This window comes from Enterobacter cloacae complex sp. AR_0002 (assembly GCF_001922365.1).
In the GTDB taxonomy this organism is placed as follows: Bacteria; Pseudomonadota; Gammaproteobacteria; order Enterobacterales; family Enterobacteriaceae; genus Enterobacter; species Enterobacter hormaechei_C.
Genome location: NZ_CP018814.1, coordinates 1,479,676 through 1,497,661, shown reverse-complemented (window position 1 = coordinate 1,497,661; position 17,986 = coordinate 1,479,676). Strand labels below are relative to the sequence as shown.

The following is a 17,986-nucleotide window of genomic DNA, read 5'->3' as shown; positions in this document are numbered from 1 at the left end:
AAGCAATAAACCGAATGGAAGTAACCTGCGGATGTAAAAAGTCGTACTAGTCTCAGTTTTTGTTAAAAAATTGTGTAGGATAAGCTGACTCGCTTTTAAGCCGGGCAGCGGAACATCTGCCCTGAATAAACAGACCGAAGCAGTAAGTGAGAGAACAATGTCGAATAAACCCTTCCATTATCAGGATCCTTTCCCCCTCAGTCAGGATCAGACCGAGTATTATCTGTTAACCCGCGATTACGTTACTGTCTCTGAGTTTGAAGGGCAGGAGATCCTCAAAGTTGACCCGCAGGGGCTGACGTTGCTGGCGCAGCAAGCCTTCCATGATGCTTCCTTTATGCTCCGTCCGGCGCATCAGCAGCAGGTTGCTGATATCCTGAGCGACCCGGAAGCCAGCGAGAACGATAAGTACGTTGCCCTGCAATTCCTGCGTAACTCTGATATCGCGGCGAAAGGCATTCTGCCGACCTGCCAGGACACCGGCACGGCGATTATCACCGGTAAAAAAGGCCAGCGCGTCTGGACCGGCGGCGGTGACGAAGCGGCGCTGGCGCGCGGCGTTTACAATACCTACACCGAAGACAACCTGCGCTATTCGCAAAACGCGGCGCTGGATATGTACAAAGAGGTGAACACCGGCACTAACCTGCCTGCGCAGATTGACCTCTACAGCGTCGACGGTGACGAGTACAAATTCCTCTGCATCGCCAAAGGCGGCGGTTCAGCCAACAAAACCTATCTTTACCAGGAAACCAAAGCGCTGCTTACCCCGGGCAAGCTGAAAAACTACCTGGTCGAGAAGATGCGTACCCTCGGCACCGCGGCCTGCCCGCCGTACCATATCGCATTTGTGATTGGCGGTACGTCTGCCGAAAGCACCCTGAAAACCGTTAAGCTGGCCTCAACCAAATACTACGATGGCCTGCCAACGGAAGGTAACGAACATGGTCAGGCGTTCCGCGACGTGCAGCTTGAGCAGGAACTGCTGGCCGAAGCGCAGAACCTGGGGCTGGGCGCGCAGTTTGGCGGCAAATACTTCGCGCATGACATTCGCGTGATCCGCCTGCCGCGCCACGGTGCTTCTTGTCCGGTGGGGATGGGTGTTTCCTGTTCAGCGGACCGTAACATCAAAGCGAAGATCAACCGCGACGGCATCTGGATCGAGAAGCTGGAGAACAACCCGGGCAAATACATCCCTGAAGAACTGCGTAAAGCGGGCGAGGGGGAAGCGGTTCGCGTGGACCTGAATCGTCCGATGAAAGAGATTCTGGCGCAGCTTTCGCAGTATCCGGTCTCGACGCGCCTTTCCCTGAACGGGACGATTATCGTGGGCCGCGACATCGCCCATGCGAAGCTGAAAGAGCGCCTGGACAACGGCGAAGGGCTGCCGCAGTACATTAAAGATCACCCGATCTACTACGCAGGTCCGGCAAAAACGCCTGATGGATATGCTTCCGGCTCGTTAGGCCCAACCACGGCGGGCCGTATGGACTCCTACGTCGACCAGTTACAGGCCAACGGCGGCAGCATGATCATGCTGGCGAAAGGCAACCGCAGCCAGCAGGTGACGGACGCGTGCCACAAGCACGGCGGCTTCTACCTCGGTAGCATCGGTGGCCCGGCGGCGGTGCTGGCGCAGGGCAGTATCAAGAGCCTTGAGTGCGTGGAGTACCCGGAACTGGGTATGGAAGCGATCTGGAAAATTGAAGTGGAAGACTTCCCGGCGTTCATCCTCGTGGATGACAAAGGTAACGACTTCTTCAAACAGATCCAGTCTTCCCAGTGTTCGGCGTGTGTGAAGTAATTCTGTAAATTGCCGGGTGGCGCTGACGCTTAACCGGCCTACATACTCGTAGGTCGGGTAAGGCGCAGCCACCACCCGACATCAAAAAGAGCGCACAAAGCGCCATAACGTTTCTCAGAAGTCATCAATACTTATCTCTTAAGCATGTGAGCAATCCCATCTTTGTTATCAAGGAGTAAGTAATGACAATGCATCGCCGCGAGAAAGACTCCATGGGCGCCATCGACGTCCCGGCCGACAAGCTATGGGGCGCACAAACCCAGCGTTCGCTGGAGCATTTCCGCATTTCGACAGAGAAAATGCCCGTCTCGCTAATCCAGGCGCTGGCGTTGACCAAACGCGCTGCCGCCAAAGTCAATCAGGATCTGGGCCTGCTGGATGCCGAAAAAGCCACCGCCATCATCAATGCCGCCGACGAAGTGCTGGCGGGCAAACATCCCGACGAATTCCCCCTTGCCATCTGGCAGACCGGCTCAGGCACCCAGAGCAACATGAACATGAACGAGGTGCTGGCGAACCGCGCAAGCGAGTTGCTTGGCGGCGTACGCGGCATGGAGCGCAAGATCCACCCGAACGATGACGTGAACAAAAGCCAGAGTTCCAACGACGTGTTTCCGACGGCCATGCACGTGGCGGCCGTCATCGCAATCCGCGAGCAGCTTATCCCGCAGCTCAACGTGCTTAAATCTACGCTTAACGAGAAAGCGCAGGCCTTCCGCGACATTGTTAAAATTGGTCGTACGCACCTTCAGGACGCCACGCCGCTGACGCTCGGCCAGGAGATCTCCGGCTGGGTGGCGATGCTGGAGCACAACCTTAAGCATATCGACAACAGCCTGCCGCATCTGGCGGAGCTGGCGCTCGGCGGAACGGCGGTGGGCACTGGGTTAAACACCCATCCCGAGTACGCGGTGCGCGTGGCCGAAGAGCTGGCGAAGATTACCGGGCAGCCGTTTGTTACCGCTCCGAATAAATTCGAAGCGCTGGCGACCTGTGATGCCCTGGTGCATACCCATGGCGCGCTGAAAGGGCTGGCGGCCTCGCTGATGAAAATCGCCAACGACGTGCGCTGGCTGGCCTCCGGCCCGCGCTGCGGCATCGGCGAAATCAGCATTCCGGAAAACGAGCCGGGCAGCTCCATTATGCCGGGCAAAGTGAACCCGACCCAGTGCGAAGCCATGACCATGCTGTGCTGTCAGGTGATGGGTAATGACGTGGCGGTTAACATGGGCGGCGCGTCGGGTAACTTCGAGCTTAACGTCTATCGACCGATGGTGATCCACAACGTACTGCAATCGATTCGTCTGCTGGCCGATGGCATGGAGAGCTTTAACGAGCACTGCGCGGTGGGCATTGAGCCTAATCGCGAGCGAATCAGCCAGCTGCTGAATGAGTCTCTGATGCTGGTAACGGCGCTAAACACCCATATCGGTTATGACAAAGCGGCCGAAATCGCTAAAAAAGCGCACAAAGAGGGGCTTACCCTGAAAGCCTCTGCGCTGGCGCTGGGCTACCTGACGGACGCCGAGTTTGATGCCTGGGTCCGACCGGAAGCGATGGTGGGCAGCCTCAGATAATCACTGCGCCACATACAGGTGCAGCCGCGGAATAATCAGCTGTAGCGGCTGCGCCTGGGGTTTATAGCGATGCTGAACGTTTTCAGCATCGTAGTTCAGCAGTTCCCCGATATCCGGCACCACCGCACCCTGATCGGCATCATAGAGCGCAATCAGCGGCGTCGGGCAGGCGTATTGCACCTGCTTTTGTTGACCGGCATACCAGACACGGGCGATAGGCTGCACCTTCACCGGACGCTTTATTTTAAGACGGGTATCAGCTGGCAGGGAGGCAATGCTGTGGTACTCCTGCTCCAGCCGTTCAATCCACTGTTCCCGCGACCACGGGGCGACCGTTCGCGGCGATTTCAGGCTTTTTTCCAGCTGCGCCAGGATCTCGTCCCGCGCGAAATTTTTAATGATGTGCTTGTTGGCCCAGCCGAAGCGCAGCGTGGCGGGATGGCGCAGTACCGTCAGCGTGCGGTAGGCATTCAGGGTGATCAGCCCCGGAAGCTGGCGATGCACCCATTCAAAACGGGCAGCCGGTGCCAGCCCGGACTCAACGGTTACAATCTTCTCAAAGGCGGCTTTCAGCGTATTGATATGCGTAATCTGCGCCTCAATTCCTTCACGCGTTGCGGCATCCGTTTGCAGGCAGATGACGCCAGGCAGGCGAACGGCGGCCTTACTGCTGCGATTTTCGGACTGCTGCTGGATGAAAAGGCGACGATAGTGCTGCAACGTCATTTCCAGCGCCGCCTTGCCAACATGCTGCGTCACCTCAATGGTGTTCAGCGGGTCGTGCTCTGCGCCTTTTGCCACCTCGGGCAGGGAAAAGACGCGGGCGGCCAGCAGGCGGCAGTCCTGAAGTTGCCCCGTGAGGGTCAGTAACGCCTGCTCTATTTCCCGAAACGTGGTGTTAAGCCTTTCGATGAGATCGTAAGTTGTCATGGCAGCCCTTAATTAGTTACAACATACTATTGATATAGCACAACACGCCGGGTCAGGCCAGCGTGCGGTTTAGGTCAGGCAGGTACGGGAAGGGGAATGTTGTGATAGATCGGCCAGCTAAAGACGAACCGGGCCCCACCCAGCTCGCTCGCTTCGCAGCGAACCGAACCGCCCATCGCCTGGGCAATAGAACGGACAATAGCCAGCCCCAGACCACAGCCGCCGGTAGCCCGGTCGCGGCTGGGATCGAGGCGCACAAACGGCTCAAAAACTTTTTCACGCTCCGCCGGCTCAATGCCGGGGCCATCGTCTTCCACACACAGAATCGCCTGGCTTCCCTGCAAATCTAAACCTATGCGCAGCGTCGTTTCGCTGTAGCGCATGGCGTTGTTCATCAGATTATCCAGCACGCGTTCCATCAGGCGCATGTCCAGTGCGCCGTACGTGCCGGGGGTAATGGCTGTCAGCAGTTTTCGCTGAGGGTTAACGCTCTGCACATCGTTAATATGCGTCTGTAGCCAGACGGGGAGATCCGGTGTACTGAGGTGCAACTCCGTCTGAGGCCGATCGAGGCGGGCATAGGTCAGCAGCTCTTCAATTAGCGCTTCAAGCTGGCCAATATCCCGATTGAGCGCCTGCGATTCCGCCCCGGTGAGGTTCTCGCTCATCTCCAGGCGATAACGCAGGCGTACCAGCGGAGTGCGCAGTTCATGCGCAATGCCATCGATCAGCTGCTTCTTGCTGGCAATCAGGGCGTTGATGTTATCGGCCATCTGGTTAAAGGCAATACCGAGCCGGTCAAAACTGGAACCACTGTCGAAATGTATGCGTTCAGTTAAATGACCCTCCCCAAAACGCTGTGCGGCGGATTCCAGTTTCAGCATGTCCTGCCAGTGCGGTCGCATCCAGATGAATACAGGGAAAGCGAGCGAGATGGCAATAAAGCCCAGCAGGGCGAGATCCAGCAGGCGCATCTGGTGCAGGTAATAGAGATAGGGCACCGGCCCGACGGCCAGGACATAATGGCTGCGCGGAATACGCTGAATGAAGGTATATTTCTCGTCCAGCGCGACGATGTCTCCATCGCGCAGACGCTGCATCGCAGGCGGCGCTAAGTCAAAATCCTTCATGGGTTCGATACGCAGATCAAACGACAGATTCAGATCCAGCTCTTTTAACGTGCGCGCCCAGTCATGAGGTGGTATTTCTCGCAACTCGCTACGCATCAGGTAGAGCGAGCTTTTCATCAGATCGTCGAGGGATTGTCTGCCCGCGCGCTCTGCGGTGAATTTGTAGACCAGCCCGACCAGCATGGTCATCACCAGAAAGCAGACAAACAGCAGAAGGTAAAACTGCACAAACAGCTTTTTCATTAATCTCACCGAAACAGGGGCTTCACTACACGTCTTTTACCAGCAGGGTCGCCATGGGCGCAAGTCAGGCATGATGAGTTGAAAAGGGTAATTGTCGAGAGGTATTTCAGCGCGGCATCGCTTTATTCCATCAATGCCCGGAAAATCCGTTTACGTTTCAGTTAAACGAGTTTATTTACGATTGCGTATTATTGATCCGTAATAACAATGACAAAGGCCACCTGCGGGTGGCTTTATTTAATGGCGTTAACCAGCGAGAGGGATCCGGCACAAACGGTGCGACAGAGATAATTAGCGTTGTAACCTGAGCATTATCGATTTTCGTTAATGTCTGGATTTAGCTGTGCTGACAATCAGTGGATTCGTGGTAAACCCATGCGGGCATTTCCGCGCGTTGCAATGCACCGCGTATGTGCATATCTCTTCTTGCTGGTTTCGGTTGTATGGGCATGCCATCTTGTTTTTAATTTCACTCCACAACATCTCGTTATAAGGTGATATGTTATATATCGATATAGGCTTGAACACACCATTAATGAAGACGCCATTTTTTGTCGGATATATTCTGTCACCGGGGTACAAATAGACATCGCTTTCATACCAAATAATGAGTTTCAAGAACTTGAGTCCCAAGATGCTTGAATAAACGATTCCCGTGTTAGGACAAATTACCGAGCTAATGACTCTCCATGACATTGCTATACCTCTTTCATTAAATAATTGAGAGAGTATAAGGTTTAGCATGAGAATTAGATATCTGCAAACACGTAAGCTATTGAAAAAGATCGATATTATTTATACGTTCGCCACTATCCCCTTTGTTTTCAAAAGGATAAGATAATGATTAAAGCAATTGTAAAGATTATTTTTAGCCCAATGTGCTTTTAAGTGACGGATTTTTGATCGATGATGGCGCCTGCACTGCTGAATATATATTGTACTACAGCACTGAAATACATTAGGAATACTTTTGTTTAGGCGAAAAATGCCCAGAGAAATAGCATACAAGGAAGGAATGAGAACAAGGGGTATTTTATAACTGACGATGCATATAATCGATAACTTTCGACGGGTACTGATAAAAATTCCGATGCATCGTGAGTTATTTTTCGAATATTCCTGTTTTGTTCCTTTTTTCAGGTTTCCCAGGCGTGCGGTGCAAACAGATAGCCCTTATTGCGTACGGTTTTAATGCGGTAAGGTTCCGTGGCGTTATCCAGCAGTTTTTTACGCAGACGCGAAATCGCCACATCAACGCTACGATCCATTCCGTCGTAACTTACGCCGCGCAGATTTTTCAGTAATGCATCCCGGTCCATAATTTGACCTGCATGGGTTGCCAGCTCCCACAGCAGGTCAAAATCTGCGGTTGAGAGCGCAATCAGCTCCCCGGAAAGCATAACCTGTCGGTTGACCGGGTCGATAGAAAGCGTGCCGAAGCGCATCGCTTTGTGCGGCGTTAAAGAGGGGGCAGACGCTTCACGCTCCGCGCCGCTGGCACGCTGACGCAGATGGAGGCGCAAACGGGCAAGCAGGACTGCCGGCGGCGTGGTTTTCAGGATGTAGTCATTCGCGCCCATCTCAAGCGACAGAATATGATTCATATCGCTGTCGAGAGAGGTCAGCAGCACGATCGGACCGTCCCACTTCGTGCGCAGATCCCGGCATAGCGTCATACCATCTTTTCCGGGCAGCATGATGTCCAGCAACACCAGGTCCGGATTTTCGCGGGTCACGACGTCTTCAGCGCGATCGCCACGAGGCTCGACAACCACTTCCATATCATGTTTACCCAGATAAGCGGCGATCAGTTGCCCCACCTCGGGTTCATCTTCAACATAAACAATCTTATTCATACAACGTCTGTCATCGCAAAAAACGTCAACATACACCGCGCAATCTTAACCTTCCATTAATCTTTCAAAATTAGCCGGACTTCCGTTATCCTGCACGGGAATGTTATTTGATTGTTAAGGGAAAAGAATGGGGCTGGTGATAAAAGCCACGCTGGGTGCGCTGGTCGTGCTGCTGATTGGGGTGCTGGCTAAAACGAAGAACTACTACATTGCCGGGCTGATCCCGCTGTTTCCCACCTTTGCGTTAATCGCGCACTATATTGTGGCCTCTGAGCGGGGTATTGAGGCGCTGCGCGCCACCATTGTGTTCGGGATGTGGTCGATCATCCCGTATTTTATCTATCTGCTGTCGCTGTGGTACTTCACCGGTTTTCTGCGTCTGCCCCTGGCGCTGGGCGGGGCGGTGGTCTGTTGGAGCCTCAGCGCCTGGGTGCTTATCTTCTTCTGGAGCCGCTTTCACTAGCGCAGCGGGCGGCCACCGTCCACGGCAAACGTTCGGCCCGTGACGTAACAGCTGGTCAGCAGATAATCGATCAGGTCGATCACCTCTTTCTCACCGGGCGCAATTTTCATTAACGACTTGTTGAGCGCCTGCTGACGATACTCGGCATCATCGCCTTCGTTAAATAAAATCATCGCCGGAGCAATCGCGTTGACCTTTACCTCGGGCGCCAGCTTGCGTGCGAAAGAGCGGGTCATATTATCCAGGGCGGCTTTGCTGGCCGCATAGGCGATGTGTTTGTCGCTTCCTCGCTCTACCACGTAATCGGTGAAATGGATAATGTCGCCTGCGGCATGACCGTGTCCGCGCAGCAGATCCTGTAGGGCATGGTTGAGCAGATAAGGCGCATTAACGTGGATCTGCATCATGCAGGCGAGCGTTTCGCTGAGCGAATGTCCTGCTTTTTCGGGAAGCCAGGTACTGGCGTTGTGAATAACCGCCCGCAGCCCGTGGGTGGTCGATTTCACTTTGTCCGCGAAGGCGAGTATACCTTCATCCGTGGAGAAATCCGCCTGAATGCAGACTGCTCCGGCATTTCGTAGACCTTCAATGGAGGGATATTCCGTGCGGTAACTGACGATAACCGGATGGCGAAGGTTGAGAAAGTGATGGGCGAGGGCGAGGCCGATGCGACGGCCTGCGCCAGTGATCAATATTGGGCGTTGCTGCGTGTGTCCCATCGTAATCTCCTTTTCAGTTCAACAATGGGACAGGCGACGCTATCCCATTAACATCCACGTTGCCGGTACGGCAGCGACTAACAGCAAACCTATCAACGCCATTTCGCGGCGCTTAAGGGCATTATCAAGCTGATGCGTACGGCGAGCGTAGATAAACACCAGCAGGCCCGGTGCGTAGAGCACCACGGACAGCAGCAGATGCATCGGTCCGGAAGCATACAACAACCATAGACCGTAAATACAGGCGCCGACACCTACCGCATAGTGTGCCGGGCGGGTCGCAATTTTTAACAGATATGCGCCCACTAAGAAATAGGGTACCAGAATCATCTCGGAGGCGATGGTCAGCAGCGTGTTATAGTCCGATCCTGTGAGCCAGATCAGCACCAGACAGACCTGCACGCTGATGTTGGTGAGCCACAAAGAGGCCGATGGCGCACTGTTTTTGTTCTGACGGGCAAACAGGCGCGGGAACGCTTTATGCGTGGCGGCCAGGAACGGCACTTCCGCTGCCATAATGGTCCAGCTCAGATAGGCGCCGCAAACGGAGACAATCAGACCCGCCGCGATAATCACGTCTCCCCAGGGACCCAACATTTTCACCATCAGCCCGGCCATGGACGGGTTACGCATCTCCGCCAGTTCAGGGCGTGCCACCACGCCGAGCGACAACAGCGTCACCAGCAGATAAACGCCCAGCGCCGCCAGTACGGCCAGCAGCGTGGCGCGTCCCACATCGCGCTTGTTACGCGCGCGGGCAGAGACCACGACGGCACCTTCAACGCCGATGAACACCCACAGGGTGATCAGCATGGTATTTTTCACCTGTTCCCAGACGGGAACGCCCAGCGCAATGCCGCTGAAATCGAGCGTAAAGACATCGAGACGGAAGGCGAGGAAGGCCAGCACGACGAACAGGCCAAGCGGCACCAGCTTGGCCAGCGTTGCCACGAGGTTAATGCTGGCCGCGGTCTGGACGCCGCGCAAAATCAGCCAGTGAACAATCCACAGCAGGACCGAGGCGCCGACGATGGACTGCCAGGTATTACCGTCGCCAAACAGGCGCAGTTCGGGCGTATCGGTAAAGAAGCTGAGCGCTGAGAAGACGATAACCAGATAGGATACGTTGGCGATCACCGCGCACAGCCAGTAACCCCAGGCGGAGCAGAAGCCGATCAGCTCGCCGAAACCTTCCCGGGCGTAAGTGAATATTCCGCCGTCCAGATCCGGTCGGATACGGGTCAGCAGCAGCATGGCGAATGCCAGCAGCAAAATCCCGACACCGGTAATGCCCCAGCCAATCAGTAATGCGGCCGGGCTGGCGACGGCCGCCATGTTCTGCGGCAAACTGAATACGCCCGCGCCCAGCATTGAGCTTAATACAAGTGCAGTTAACGCACTCAGGCCAAGTTTCTTTTCCATTGGCTTCCTGTTATGAAAAGTCCAAATCCAGAATAATTATTTCGCTAAGGCGCATAAAAATGGTGGATCACGCTAAGGCGCGGGATTTTACGGAGTGTGAAGGATGCATGCAATGACGTGTGGCAGAAATCAGAAAAAAAGTAACAAAAAAGGCGGCACTGCGCCGCCTTTATGAAACCGTTTTGTTACTTGTACAGATCGGCGCTGATGGTCAGGTTGTTACCACGTTCCTGCCACTGACGGGTGATGTGGTAATACTTCGCGCCTTTCTTCGCAGCACGCTTCGCCACCTGATAGGAGATTTCCGTCATGTTGCCATAGTTGCCCGTAAACTTGATGCTGTCGAACGGCACCATCTGCGCGGCAGTGGCTTTGTTCAGCTCTTCAATTTTCGTGCCGTCTGGTAACGTAACGGTATAACGACCGCCTTTGGTGGATTGGGTTTCAAAGAAACGGCCCACTTCAGCGCTTGGTGCCGCAGACGTTGCTACGCCCGGAATTTCCACTTTCTTCGCTTCTTCACCGCCTTTCGCTAACGCGGCACGTCCCGCATCTGAATCCGCTGGAATGGCATCCGGGCTTTGCACTACGCGTTTTTTCGCATCTTGCTTATAGATGAAAGCGGTGATGCGCTGGTTTCCGCCCTGGTTGGCATCAACCTGACGCACGATATAGAACGCGTAAGCGCCTTTTTCTCTCGCGGCTTTGGTGATGGCATCGTTAACTTCAGGCTGGCTGCGGTAGAAGCCCTGAACGGTCACGGTGTCATACGGTTCCAGCTGAACAGCCTGATCTTTCGGCAATTCAACAATGCCGTTAATCACGCGGTTTTTCTGTTCATCTGCTTTTGGGGCATTCTCTTTGTACAGCGCAATCGTCACGCGCTGGTTGCCGCTGTTGCCTTGATCGGACTGGTCAACAACGTAAAACGAGGCAGCGCCGTTTTTATCGGCGGCTTTTGATGCGGCGGCGACGGCATCGCCAATAGAGTTATAGCGACCCACAATGACCGTATGGTCAAAAGGTTTTAACGCTGCCGCTTGCTCCGGCGTCAACTCTGTCGCGGCATTCGCAGACAGGGCGGTCGCGGAAAGAAGTGCGGACGCCAGGAGTGTGTTCTTAAGCTTCATAAAAATAATCCTTCGCCTTGCGCAAACCATGTACTGGTGTTGTTGTTAATTTGAGACGGTCCCGATTATGGCATTTAACACCCATCGCTGTCTGCGGCATTTTTCACAGCCTGTGCTCACCAAAGGACCTGATTCGATAACATTTTGTGATATGTGGAAAAAACAGGCGTTTCACAAGAAAAACTGATTAAGCATATGACTTTTACAAGTTAATTTAATGTTAATGAGTTGTTCTATTATGGCGCTATATCATGTTTTTACCGCTTCGCTTGCGCGATTTATCGGTCCTGAAGGCGAATTTAAGGTAAATATCTCTGTCAGTAACCCCGATCGCTTATTTTTCACAGATAAAGTAAGAAATAGTGTTTTCTGGCTGTAGATCACGGGCGCTATTTTCAGTAGGTTATAGAAAGTTTGTTACTGTTTTATTTTCCGGGGTTAATCATTCTCCGTCGTTATCTCGATGGTGAAAATTGATACAAACCGCGGGCAATTATCGACAAACCATCATCAAAAACCGATGGAAGGGAAAACTATGCGTATTGGGGTACCAAAAGAACGGTTAGCCAATGAAACCCGCGTAGCGGCAACACCAAAAACGGTGGAGCAACTGCTTAAACTGGGTTTTACCGTCGCGATTGAAAGCGGCGCGGGCACACTGGCGAGTTTCGATGACGAGGCCTTTACTCAGGCTGGCGCGGACGTCGTGGACGGTGCTGAGGTCTGGCAATCGCCCATCATTCTGAAGGTAAACGCACCGGAAGAGAGTGAAATTGAACTGCTGAACGCGGGCACTACGCTGGTGAGCTTTGTCTGGCCAGCCCAAAACCCGGAGTTGATGGAGAAGCTGGCGGCACGCGGTGTCACCGTGATGGCGATGGACTCCGTGCCGCGTATTTCGCGCGCGCAGTCTCTGGATGCGCTGAGCTCCATGGCGAACATTGCCGGCTATCGCGCCATTGTCGAAGCTGCGCATGAGTTTGGTCGCTTCTTTACCGGTCAGATTACGGCGGCAGGTAAAGTTCCACCCGCGAAGGTGATGGTGATTGGTGCCGGTGTGGCAGGTCTTGCCGCTATCGGGGCCGCAAACAGCCTGGGCGCTATTGTTCGCGCGTTTGATACCCGGCCGGAAGTGAAGGAGCAGGTGCAGAGTATGGGCGCCGAATTCCTTGAGCTGGACTTCAAGGAAGAAGCGGGCAGCGGTGATGGTTACGCGAAGGTCATGTCTGAAGCCTTTATCAAGGCGGAAATGGCGCTCTTTGCGGCGCAGGCAAAAGAGGTAGACATCATTGTCACCACCGCGCTTATTCCGGGTAAACCGGCGCCGAAGCTGATCACCCGTGAGATGGTGGATTCCATGCAGCCGGGCAGCGTTATAGTCGATCTGGCGGCGCAAAACGGCGGTAACTGTGAGTATACCGTGCCAAATCAGGTCACGACGACCGCGAACGGCGTGAAGGTGATCGGTTATACCGACCTGCCAGGGCGTCTGCCAACCCAGTCCTCTCAGCTGTACGGTACGAACCTCGTTAACCTGCTGAAGCTGCTCTGCAAAGAGAAAGACGGCAACATTACCGTTGATTTTGATGATGTGGTGGTGCGTGGCGTTACCGTGGTGCGTGAAGGGGAAATCACCTGGCCTGCACCGCCGATTCAGGTTTCCGCTCAACCTCAGGCTGCGCCGAAAGCGGCACCAGAGCCCGCGGAGCCAGCAAAACCTGCGTCGCCGTGGCGCAAATACGCCATCATGGCGCTGGTCATAATCCTGTTTGGCTGGCTGGCGGACGTCGCGCCAAAAGAGTTCCTTGGCCACTTCACCGTCTTCGCGCTCTCCTGCGTGGTGGGTTACTACGTCGTGTGGAACGTTTCCCATGCGCTGCATACCCCGCTGATGTCGGTCACCAATGCCATCTCCGGGATTATCGTGGTCGGGGCATTGCTGCAAATTGGTCATGGCGGCTGGATCAGCTTCCTGAGCTTCATTGCGGTGCTGATCGCCAGTATCAATATTTTCGGTGGTTTCACCGTGACTCAGCGCATGCTGAAAATGTTTCGTAAAGGCTAAGGGGTAGCATATGTCTGGAGGATTAGTTACAGCCGCATACATTGTTGCTGCAATCCTGTTTATTTTCAGTCTGGCGGGGCTTTCCAAACACGAAACGTCTCAGCAGGGAAATAACTTTGGTATCGCCGGTATGGCGATTGCGCTGATTGCCACCATCTTTGGGCCGGACACCGGCAACGTGGCGTGGATCCTGGTGGCGATGATCATCGGCGGCGCGATTGGTATTCGTCTGGCGAAACGCGTTGAAATGACCGAGATGCCGGAGCTGGTTGCTATTTTGCACAGCTTCGTGGGTCTGGCGGCGGTGCTGGTGGGCTTCAACAGCTACCTGTACCACGAACCGGGCCTGGAGCCGATTCTGGTGAACATCCATCTGACCGAAGTGTTCCTCGGCATCTTCATCGGTGCGGTGACCTTCACCGGGTCGATTGTGGCGTTCGGCAAGCTGCGCGGGAAGATCTCTTCCAAACCGCTGATGCTGCCTAACCGCCACAAGCTGAATCTGGCGGCGCTGGTCGTTTCCTTTGTGCTGCTGGTGGTCTTCGTGCGTACCGAAAGCGTAGGCTTGCAGGTGCTGGCGTTACTGGTGATGACCATCATCGCGCTGGCGTTCGGCTGGCATCTGGTGGCGTCTATCGGCGGAGCAGATATGCCGGTAGTCGTTTCCATGCTGAACTCCTACTCCGGTTGGGCGGCGGCGGCGGCAGGCTTTATGCTGAGCAACGACCTGCTGATTGTCACCGGTGCGCTGGTCGGTTCTTCCGGTGCGATCCTGTCTTACATCATGTGTAAGGCGATGAACCGTTCGTTTATCAGCGTCATCGCGGGTGGCTTCGGTTCTGACGGCTCATCAACCGGTTCTGATGAGGAAGTGGGTGAACACCGTGAAATCAGCGCGGAAGACACCGCAGAGATGCTGAAAAACTCGCATTCCGTCATCATCACCCCAGGCTATGGCATGGCGGTGGCGCAGGCGCAGTATCCGGTGGCGGAAATCACCGAGAAACTCCGCGCGCGCGGTATCAAGGTTCGCTTTGGTATTCACCCGGTGGCGGGGCGTCTGCCAGGCCACATGAACGTGCTGCTGGCGGAAGCGAAGGTGCCTTACGACATCGTGCTGGAAATGGACGAGATCAACGATGATTTCGCCGACACCGACACCGTGCTGGTGATTGGCGCCAACGACACCGTTAACCCGGCGGCGCAGGACGATCCGCGTAGTCCGATTGCGGGTATGCCTGTTCTCGAAGTGTGGAAGGCGCAGAACGTTATTGTCTTCAAACGCTCTATGAACACCGGCTATGCTGGCGTGCAGAACCCGCTGTTCTTTAAAGATAACACCCACATGCTGTTTGGCGACGCCAAGGCCAGCGTGGATGCGATCCTGAAAGCGCTGTAATTTCGCTTCATCCTGACAAACCGCCCCCTGGGGCGGTTTTCTTATTTCTGCGGCCAGCTTTTCTCCTCTGTCTATACTTTACCCTTTGTGTAATACGAGGAGGTGTAATGCGATTTTTGTCCCGCTTCGACATCATCGAGCTGATGATGACGCCGTCTTTCTGGATCGGCGTCGCCACGGTGGTCTTTGTGACTCTGCTGGTGTACTGGCTGCTGACGCGCCTGATCGCCTTCGTTAAGAAAGGGATCACCACCTGGGGCGACAAGCACCCCAGCACCAACCGGATGCGCTTTATCCTGACGGATATGCTTAACCGCACCAGCCGCGTCCTGCTTTTTGTCGTGGCGCTGTTGTTCAGCCTGCGTTTCGTCGACTTACCGGATCATCTCTTTGGTACCGTGAGCCACGCCTGGTTCCTGGTCTTCGCTATCCAGGTGGCGCTGTGGATGGATCAGGGGGTGGTGTCGTGGCTTCGTCACGTCATGCTGGCGCCGGGAAGCCATAAAAACCCGGTGACGCTGGTGATCACGGGGCTTATCCTCCGTGCCATTGTCTGGTCAGTGATGCTGCTGTCTATTCTTGCTAACGCGGGCGTCAACATCACTGCTCTGGTTGCCAGCCTTGGGGTAGGGGGTATTGCTATCGCCCTCGCGGTGCAAACGATCCTGAGCGACGTGTTTGCATCGCTCTCCATCGGTTTTGATAAGCCGTTCGAAATCGGCGATTTTGTGGTGTTTAACGATGTCGCCGGGACGGTAGAGCACATTGGTCTGAAAACCACCCGTATCCGCAGCCTGAGCGGGGAGCAGATTGTCTGCGGGAACGCCATCCTGCTGCAACAGACGCTGCATAACTATAAGCGGATGCAAACGCGGCGGATTGTTTTTACCTTCGGAGTCGCCAGCGACACGGCGCCGGAAAAACTGCGTTCAGTGGGTGAGATGGTCAAACAGATCATTACCGACGTCGGGGAAACGAAGTTTGACCGCGCCCATTTCCTGGGCTTCGATCGCGATCGCCTGACCTTCGAGGTGGTTCATATTGTTAATACGGCGGATTACAACAAGTACATGGATATTCAGCAGGAGATCAATATTCGTATCCTGGAGGGGCTGAACCAGCAGGAGATCAAGCTGGCGCTACCGAGCATGGTTCTGCACGCGCCCTGGATGAATGCCGGCGACGAGGCATCTGCGCAACGGTTGAGCGAAGCGCAATAAAAAAAGCCCGCCGTTACCGGCGGGCTTTCATTTTGGGGTCAATCGTCTTCCTCATCGTCCAGCTCAACCGGCGTCTGATATTGATCCGGTTTGATGACCAGAAGGTCGCAGCGCAGATGGTCGATCACCTGCTCGGCGGTATTTCCCAGGAACGCGGCAGAAATACCGGTCCGGCCGATGGTGCCCAGCACCACAATCCCGGCCTGCAAATGCTCCGCCAGATCCGGAATAACCTCTTCCGGTAACCCTTTTTCTACGTGGGTCATGTTCTCATCGATACTGAATTTTTGGCGCAGCGCTTTCATGGCCAGCAGATGCTGACCGCGAATCGCGTCGTTATACACGCTCGGGTCAAATTCAGGCAGCTCGATGGCGATATTGATTGGCGTAACCGGATAGGCGCCCACCAGATGGACTTCAGTATGGTTAACCTGGTCTGCAAGCTGAAGCGTCTCTTTCACCAGTTTCTCGTTCAGCGAATTGTGATAATCCTCTTCGCTGGCCAGATTGACCGCCACGACGGCTTTCCCGCCCTCAGGCCACGGCTGATCTTTCACCATCCATACCGGACAAGGGCATTTGCGCAGCAGGTGCCAGTCTGTTGGAGTGAAAATCACGGATTCCAGTTTGTCATGCTGGTGCGCCATTTTCAGCAGCAGGTCATGCCCACCGGCCACCACTTCCTGAATAATGGCTTCGAAGGGGCGGTTGTGCCAGACTACTTTAATATCAATCGGTACGCCCGCTTCCAGGTAATACTTCGCCTGCTCGCGGATCCACGCGGTACGCTGGCTGATCACTCCCTGACGCATAGCGGTGCGCTCGTCAGGCGACAGAAGGGTGGTCATCTCGTATGAGAAGTCATAAATCGGCAAAAAGGCTTTAATTTTGCCACCAATCCGTTGATGTAAATACACAGCACGTCGTAATGCCGGCTGATCGTCCTGATTAGGATCGATAGCCACCAGCATGTTTTGATACTTTGCCATACAGGTCTCCTTACTACTGTCACCACAGTCTGTAAGTAAAAGAGTAACCTATATATCTTGAATGAAACAGGGGGGAAGTTTTTGCCAGATCAATAATCATGAAAATTTATCGACCTGGCATAAGATATCCGGGAGAGTTATGCCACGTTACGTGAGTGACCCGCCAGAATGGCCAGAGCTTCACCGTTTTCGATGGTGATATACTTACCTTTAACCGCCAGCATTCCGCTCTTCTGGAAGCGACCCAGCAGACGGCTGATGGTTTCCACGGTCAGGCCCAGATAGTTACCAATATCACCGCGCGTCATGGTCAGACGGAATTCACGCGGGGAGAAGCCACGTTCCGCGAAACGGCGGGAGAGGTTATAGATAAAGGCGGCCAGACGCTCTTCGGCATTCTTCTTAGAAAGCAGCAGGATCATATCCTGATCGCCTTTGATCTCACCGCTCATCAGACGCATCATCTGCTGACGCAGGTTCGGCATCTTACCGGACAGATCGTCCAGCGTCTCAAACGGAATTTCGCAGACCATAGAGGTTTCCAGCGCCTGAGCAAAGCTCGGGTGATGGCCACTGCCGATGGCGTCAAAGCCGACTAAATCGCCTGCCAGATGGAAGCCGGTGATCTGCTCGTCGCCCTGTTCGGTAATGGTGTAGCTTTTGATGGTGCCAGAACGGATAGCATAGAGCGACTTCAGTTCGTCTCCCGCCTTAAACAGCGTCTGCCCTTTCTGAATAGGCTTTTTGCGCTCGATGATATTGTCAAGCTGATCGAGTTCGTGCTCATTCAGAGTAAACGGGATACAGAGCTGGCTGATGCTGCAATCCTGGCAATGGATAGCACAACCGCCAGACTGAATGCGTCGTATAATTCGCTTTTCCGGGATCATAGGTTTGCTCAAGCCTTAATTGATATTGGTCAATTTTAACATCTTTTTGGTAAGGACGTAAGTCTGGCAAACCCCCAATAAAGACAAGAGACGGCAGCGTGTTGCCATCTCCTTGAAATTCCACAGAATGATTAAGGATTATGAACCTA

15 protein-coding genes are annotated in these 17,986 nt (G+C 54.3%); 6 read left to right on the top strand and 9 right to left on the bottom strand.

Going from position 1 to position 17,986, the window contains the following annotated elements; all coding sequences use genetic code 11:
• Nucleotides 1–157 precede the first annotated feature (157 nt).
• Both fumA and fumC read left to right on the top strand, forming a co-directional pair.
• On the top strand, nt 158–1,804 hold the full coding sequence (gene fumA / locus AM329_RS07310) for a class I fumarate hydratase FumA (protein ID WP_032609072.1): 1,647 nt from the start codon (nt 158–160) through the stop codon (nt 1,802–1,804).
• Between the two features lie 182 nt (nt 1,805–1,986).
• Nucleotides 1,987–3,381 carry a class II fumarate hydratase gene (fumC, locus tag AM329_RS07305; RefSeq protein WP_023324555.1) on the top strand — a complete coding sequence of 465 codons (1,395 nt, stop codon included), beginning with the start codon at nt 1,987–1,989 and terminating at the stop codon, nt 3,379–3,381.
• On the opposite strand, the gene tus is transcribed toward fumC, so the two are convergent.
• The 4 genes from tus to rstA form a co-directional block, all read right to left on the bottom strand.
• On the bottom strand, nt 3,382–4,311 hold the full coding sequence (gene tus / locus AM329_RS07300; protein ID WP_023314048.1) for a DNA replication terminus site-binding protein: 930 nt from the start codon (nt 4,309–4,311) through the stop codon (nt 3,382–3,384). It lies immediately after the preceding gene.
• A 74-nt stretch (nt 4,312–4,385) separates the two neighbouring features.
• On the bottom strand, nt 4,386–5,684 hold the full coding sequence (rstB, locus tag AM329_RS07295; protein WP_032609073.1) for a two-component system sensor histidine kinase RstB: 1,299 nt from the start codon (nt 5,682–5,684) through the stop codon (nt 4,386–4,388).
• A 324-nt stretch (nt 5,685–6,008) separates the two neighbouring features.
• Nucleotides 6,009–6,380, bottom strand: a complete 372-nt coding sequence (iraM, locus tag AM329_RS07290) for an anti-adapter protein IraM (RefSeq protein ID WP_003857554.1) — start codon at nt 6,378–6,380, stop codon at nt 6,009–6,011.
• 440 nt (nt 6,381–6,820) lie between these two features.
• The gene (rstA, locus tag AM329_RS07285) at nt 6,821–7,540 is read right to left on the bottom strand and encodes a two-component system response regulator RstA (protein WP_003857553.1); all 720 of its coding nucleotides are present in this window, start codon (nt 7,538–7,540) and stop codon (nt 6,821–6,823) included.
• 127 nt (nt 7,541–7,667) lie between these two features.
• Between rstA and AM329_RS07280 the strand changes: the two genes are divergently transcribed.
• The gene (locus AM329_RS07280) at nt 7,668–8,003 is read left to right on the top strand and encodes a GlpM family protein (RefSeq protein ID WP_003857551.1); all 336 of its coding nucleotides are present in this window, start codon (nt 7,668–7,670) and stop codon (nt 8,001–8,003) included.
• Here the strand turns inward: AM329_RS07280 and folM are convergent.
• From folM to ydgH, 3 genes are all read right to left on the bottom strand, one after another.
• The gene (gene folM / locus AM329_RS07275) at nt 8,000–8,722 is read right to left on the bottom strand and encodes a dihydromonapterin reductase (protein WP_003857550.1); all 723 of its coding nucleotides are present in this window, start codon (nt 8,720–8,722) and stop codon (nt 8,000–8,002) included. The genes AM329_RS07280 and folM overlap by 4 nt on opposite strands.
• A gap of 39 nt (nt 8,723–8,761) precedes the next feature.
• Nucleotides 8,762–10,144, bottom strand: coding sequence for an amino acid permease (locus AM329_RS07270; protein ID WP_003857548.1), 1,383 nt, complete (start codon nt 10,142–10,144; stop codon nt 8,762–8,764).
• A gap of 185 nt (nt 10,145–10,329) precedes the next feature.
• Nucleotides 10,330–11,274, bottom strand: coding sequence for a DUF1471 family protein YdgH (ydgH, locus tag AM329_RS07265; RefSeq protein WP_000769339.1), 945 nt, complete (start codon nt 11,272–11,274; stop codon nt 10,330–10,332).
• A gap of 535 nt (nt 11,275–11,809) precedes the next feature.
• Here ydgH and pntA point away from each other — a divergent pair.
• The 3 genes from pntA to AM329_RS07250 all read left to right on the top strand — a co-directional run bounded on the left by pntA (nt 11,810) and on the right by AM329_RS07250 (nt 15,958).
• Complete coding sequence (pntA, locus tag AM329_RS07260) at nt 11,810–13,339, top strand: Re/Si-specific NAD(P)(+) transhydrogenase subunit alpha (RefSeq protein WP_003857543.1); 1,530 nt, start codon at nt 11,810–11,812, stop codon at nt 13,337–13,339.
• A gap of 10 nt (nt 13,340–13,349) precedes the next feature.
• Nucleotides 13,350–14,738: a Re/Si-specific NAD(P)(+) transhydrogenase subunit beta gene (pntB, locus tag AM329_RS07255; RefSeq protein WP_003857541.1), complete on the top strand. Its 1,389-nt coding sequence runs from the start codon at nt 13,350–13,352 to the stop codon at nt 14,736–14,738.
• A 107-nt stretch (nt 14,739–14,845) separates the two neighbouring features.
• A complete protein-coding gene (locus AM329_RS07250; RefSeq protein WP_003857538.1) occupies nt 14,846–15,958 on the top strand; it encodes a mechanosensitive ion channel family protein in 1,113 nt (370 codons plus the stop codon).
• A 38-nt stretch (nt 15,959–15,996) separates the two neighbouring features.
• On the opposite strand, the gene uspE is transcribed toward AM329_RS07250, so the two are convergent.
• The gene (gene uspE, locus AM329_RS07245) at nt 15,997–16,947 is read right to left on the bottom strand and encodes a universal stress protein UspE (RefSeq protein ID WP_003857535.1); all 951 of its coding nucleotides are present in this window, start codon (nt 16,945–16,947) and stop codon (nt 15,997–15,999) included.
• A 137-nt stretch (nt 16,948–17,084) separates the two neighbouring features.
• Nucleotides 17,085–17,837 carry a fumarate/nitrate reduction transcriptional regulator Fnr gene (gene fnr, locus AM329_RS07240; RefSeq protein ID WP_000611906.1) on the bottom strand — a complete coding sequence of 251 codons (753 nt, stop codon included), beginning with the start codon at nt 17,835–17,837 and terminating at the stop codon, nt 17,085–17,087.
• Nucleotides 17,838–17,986: the final 149 nt, after the last annotated feature.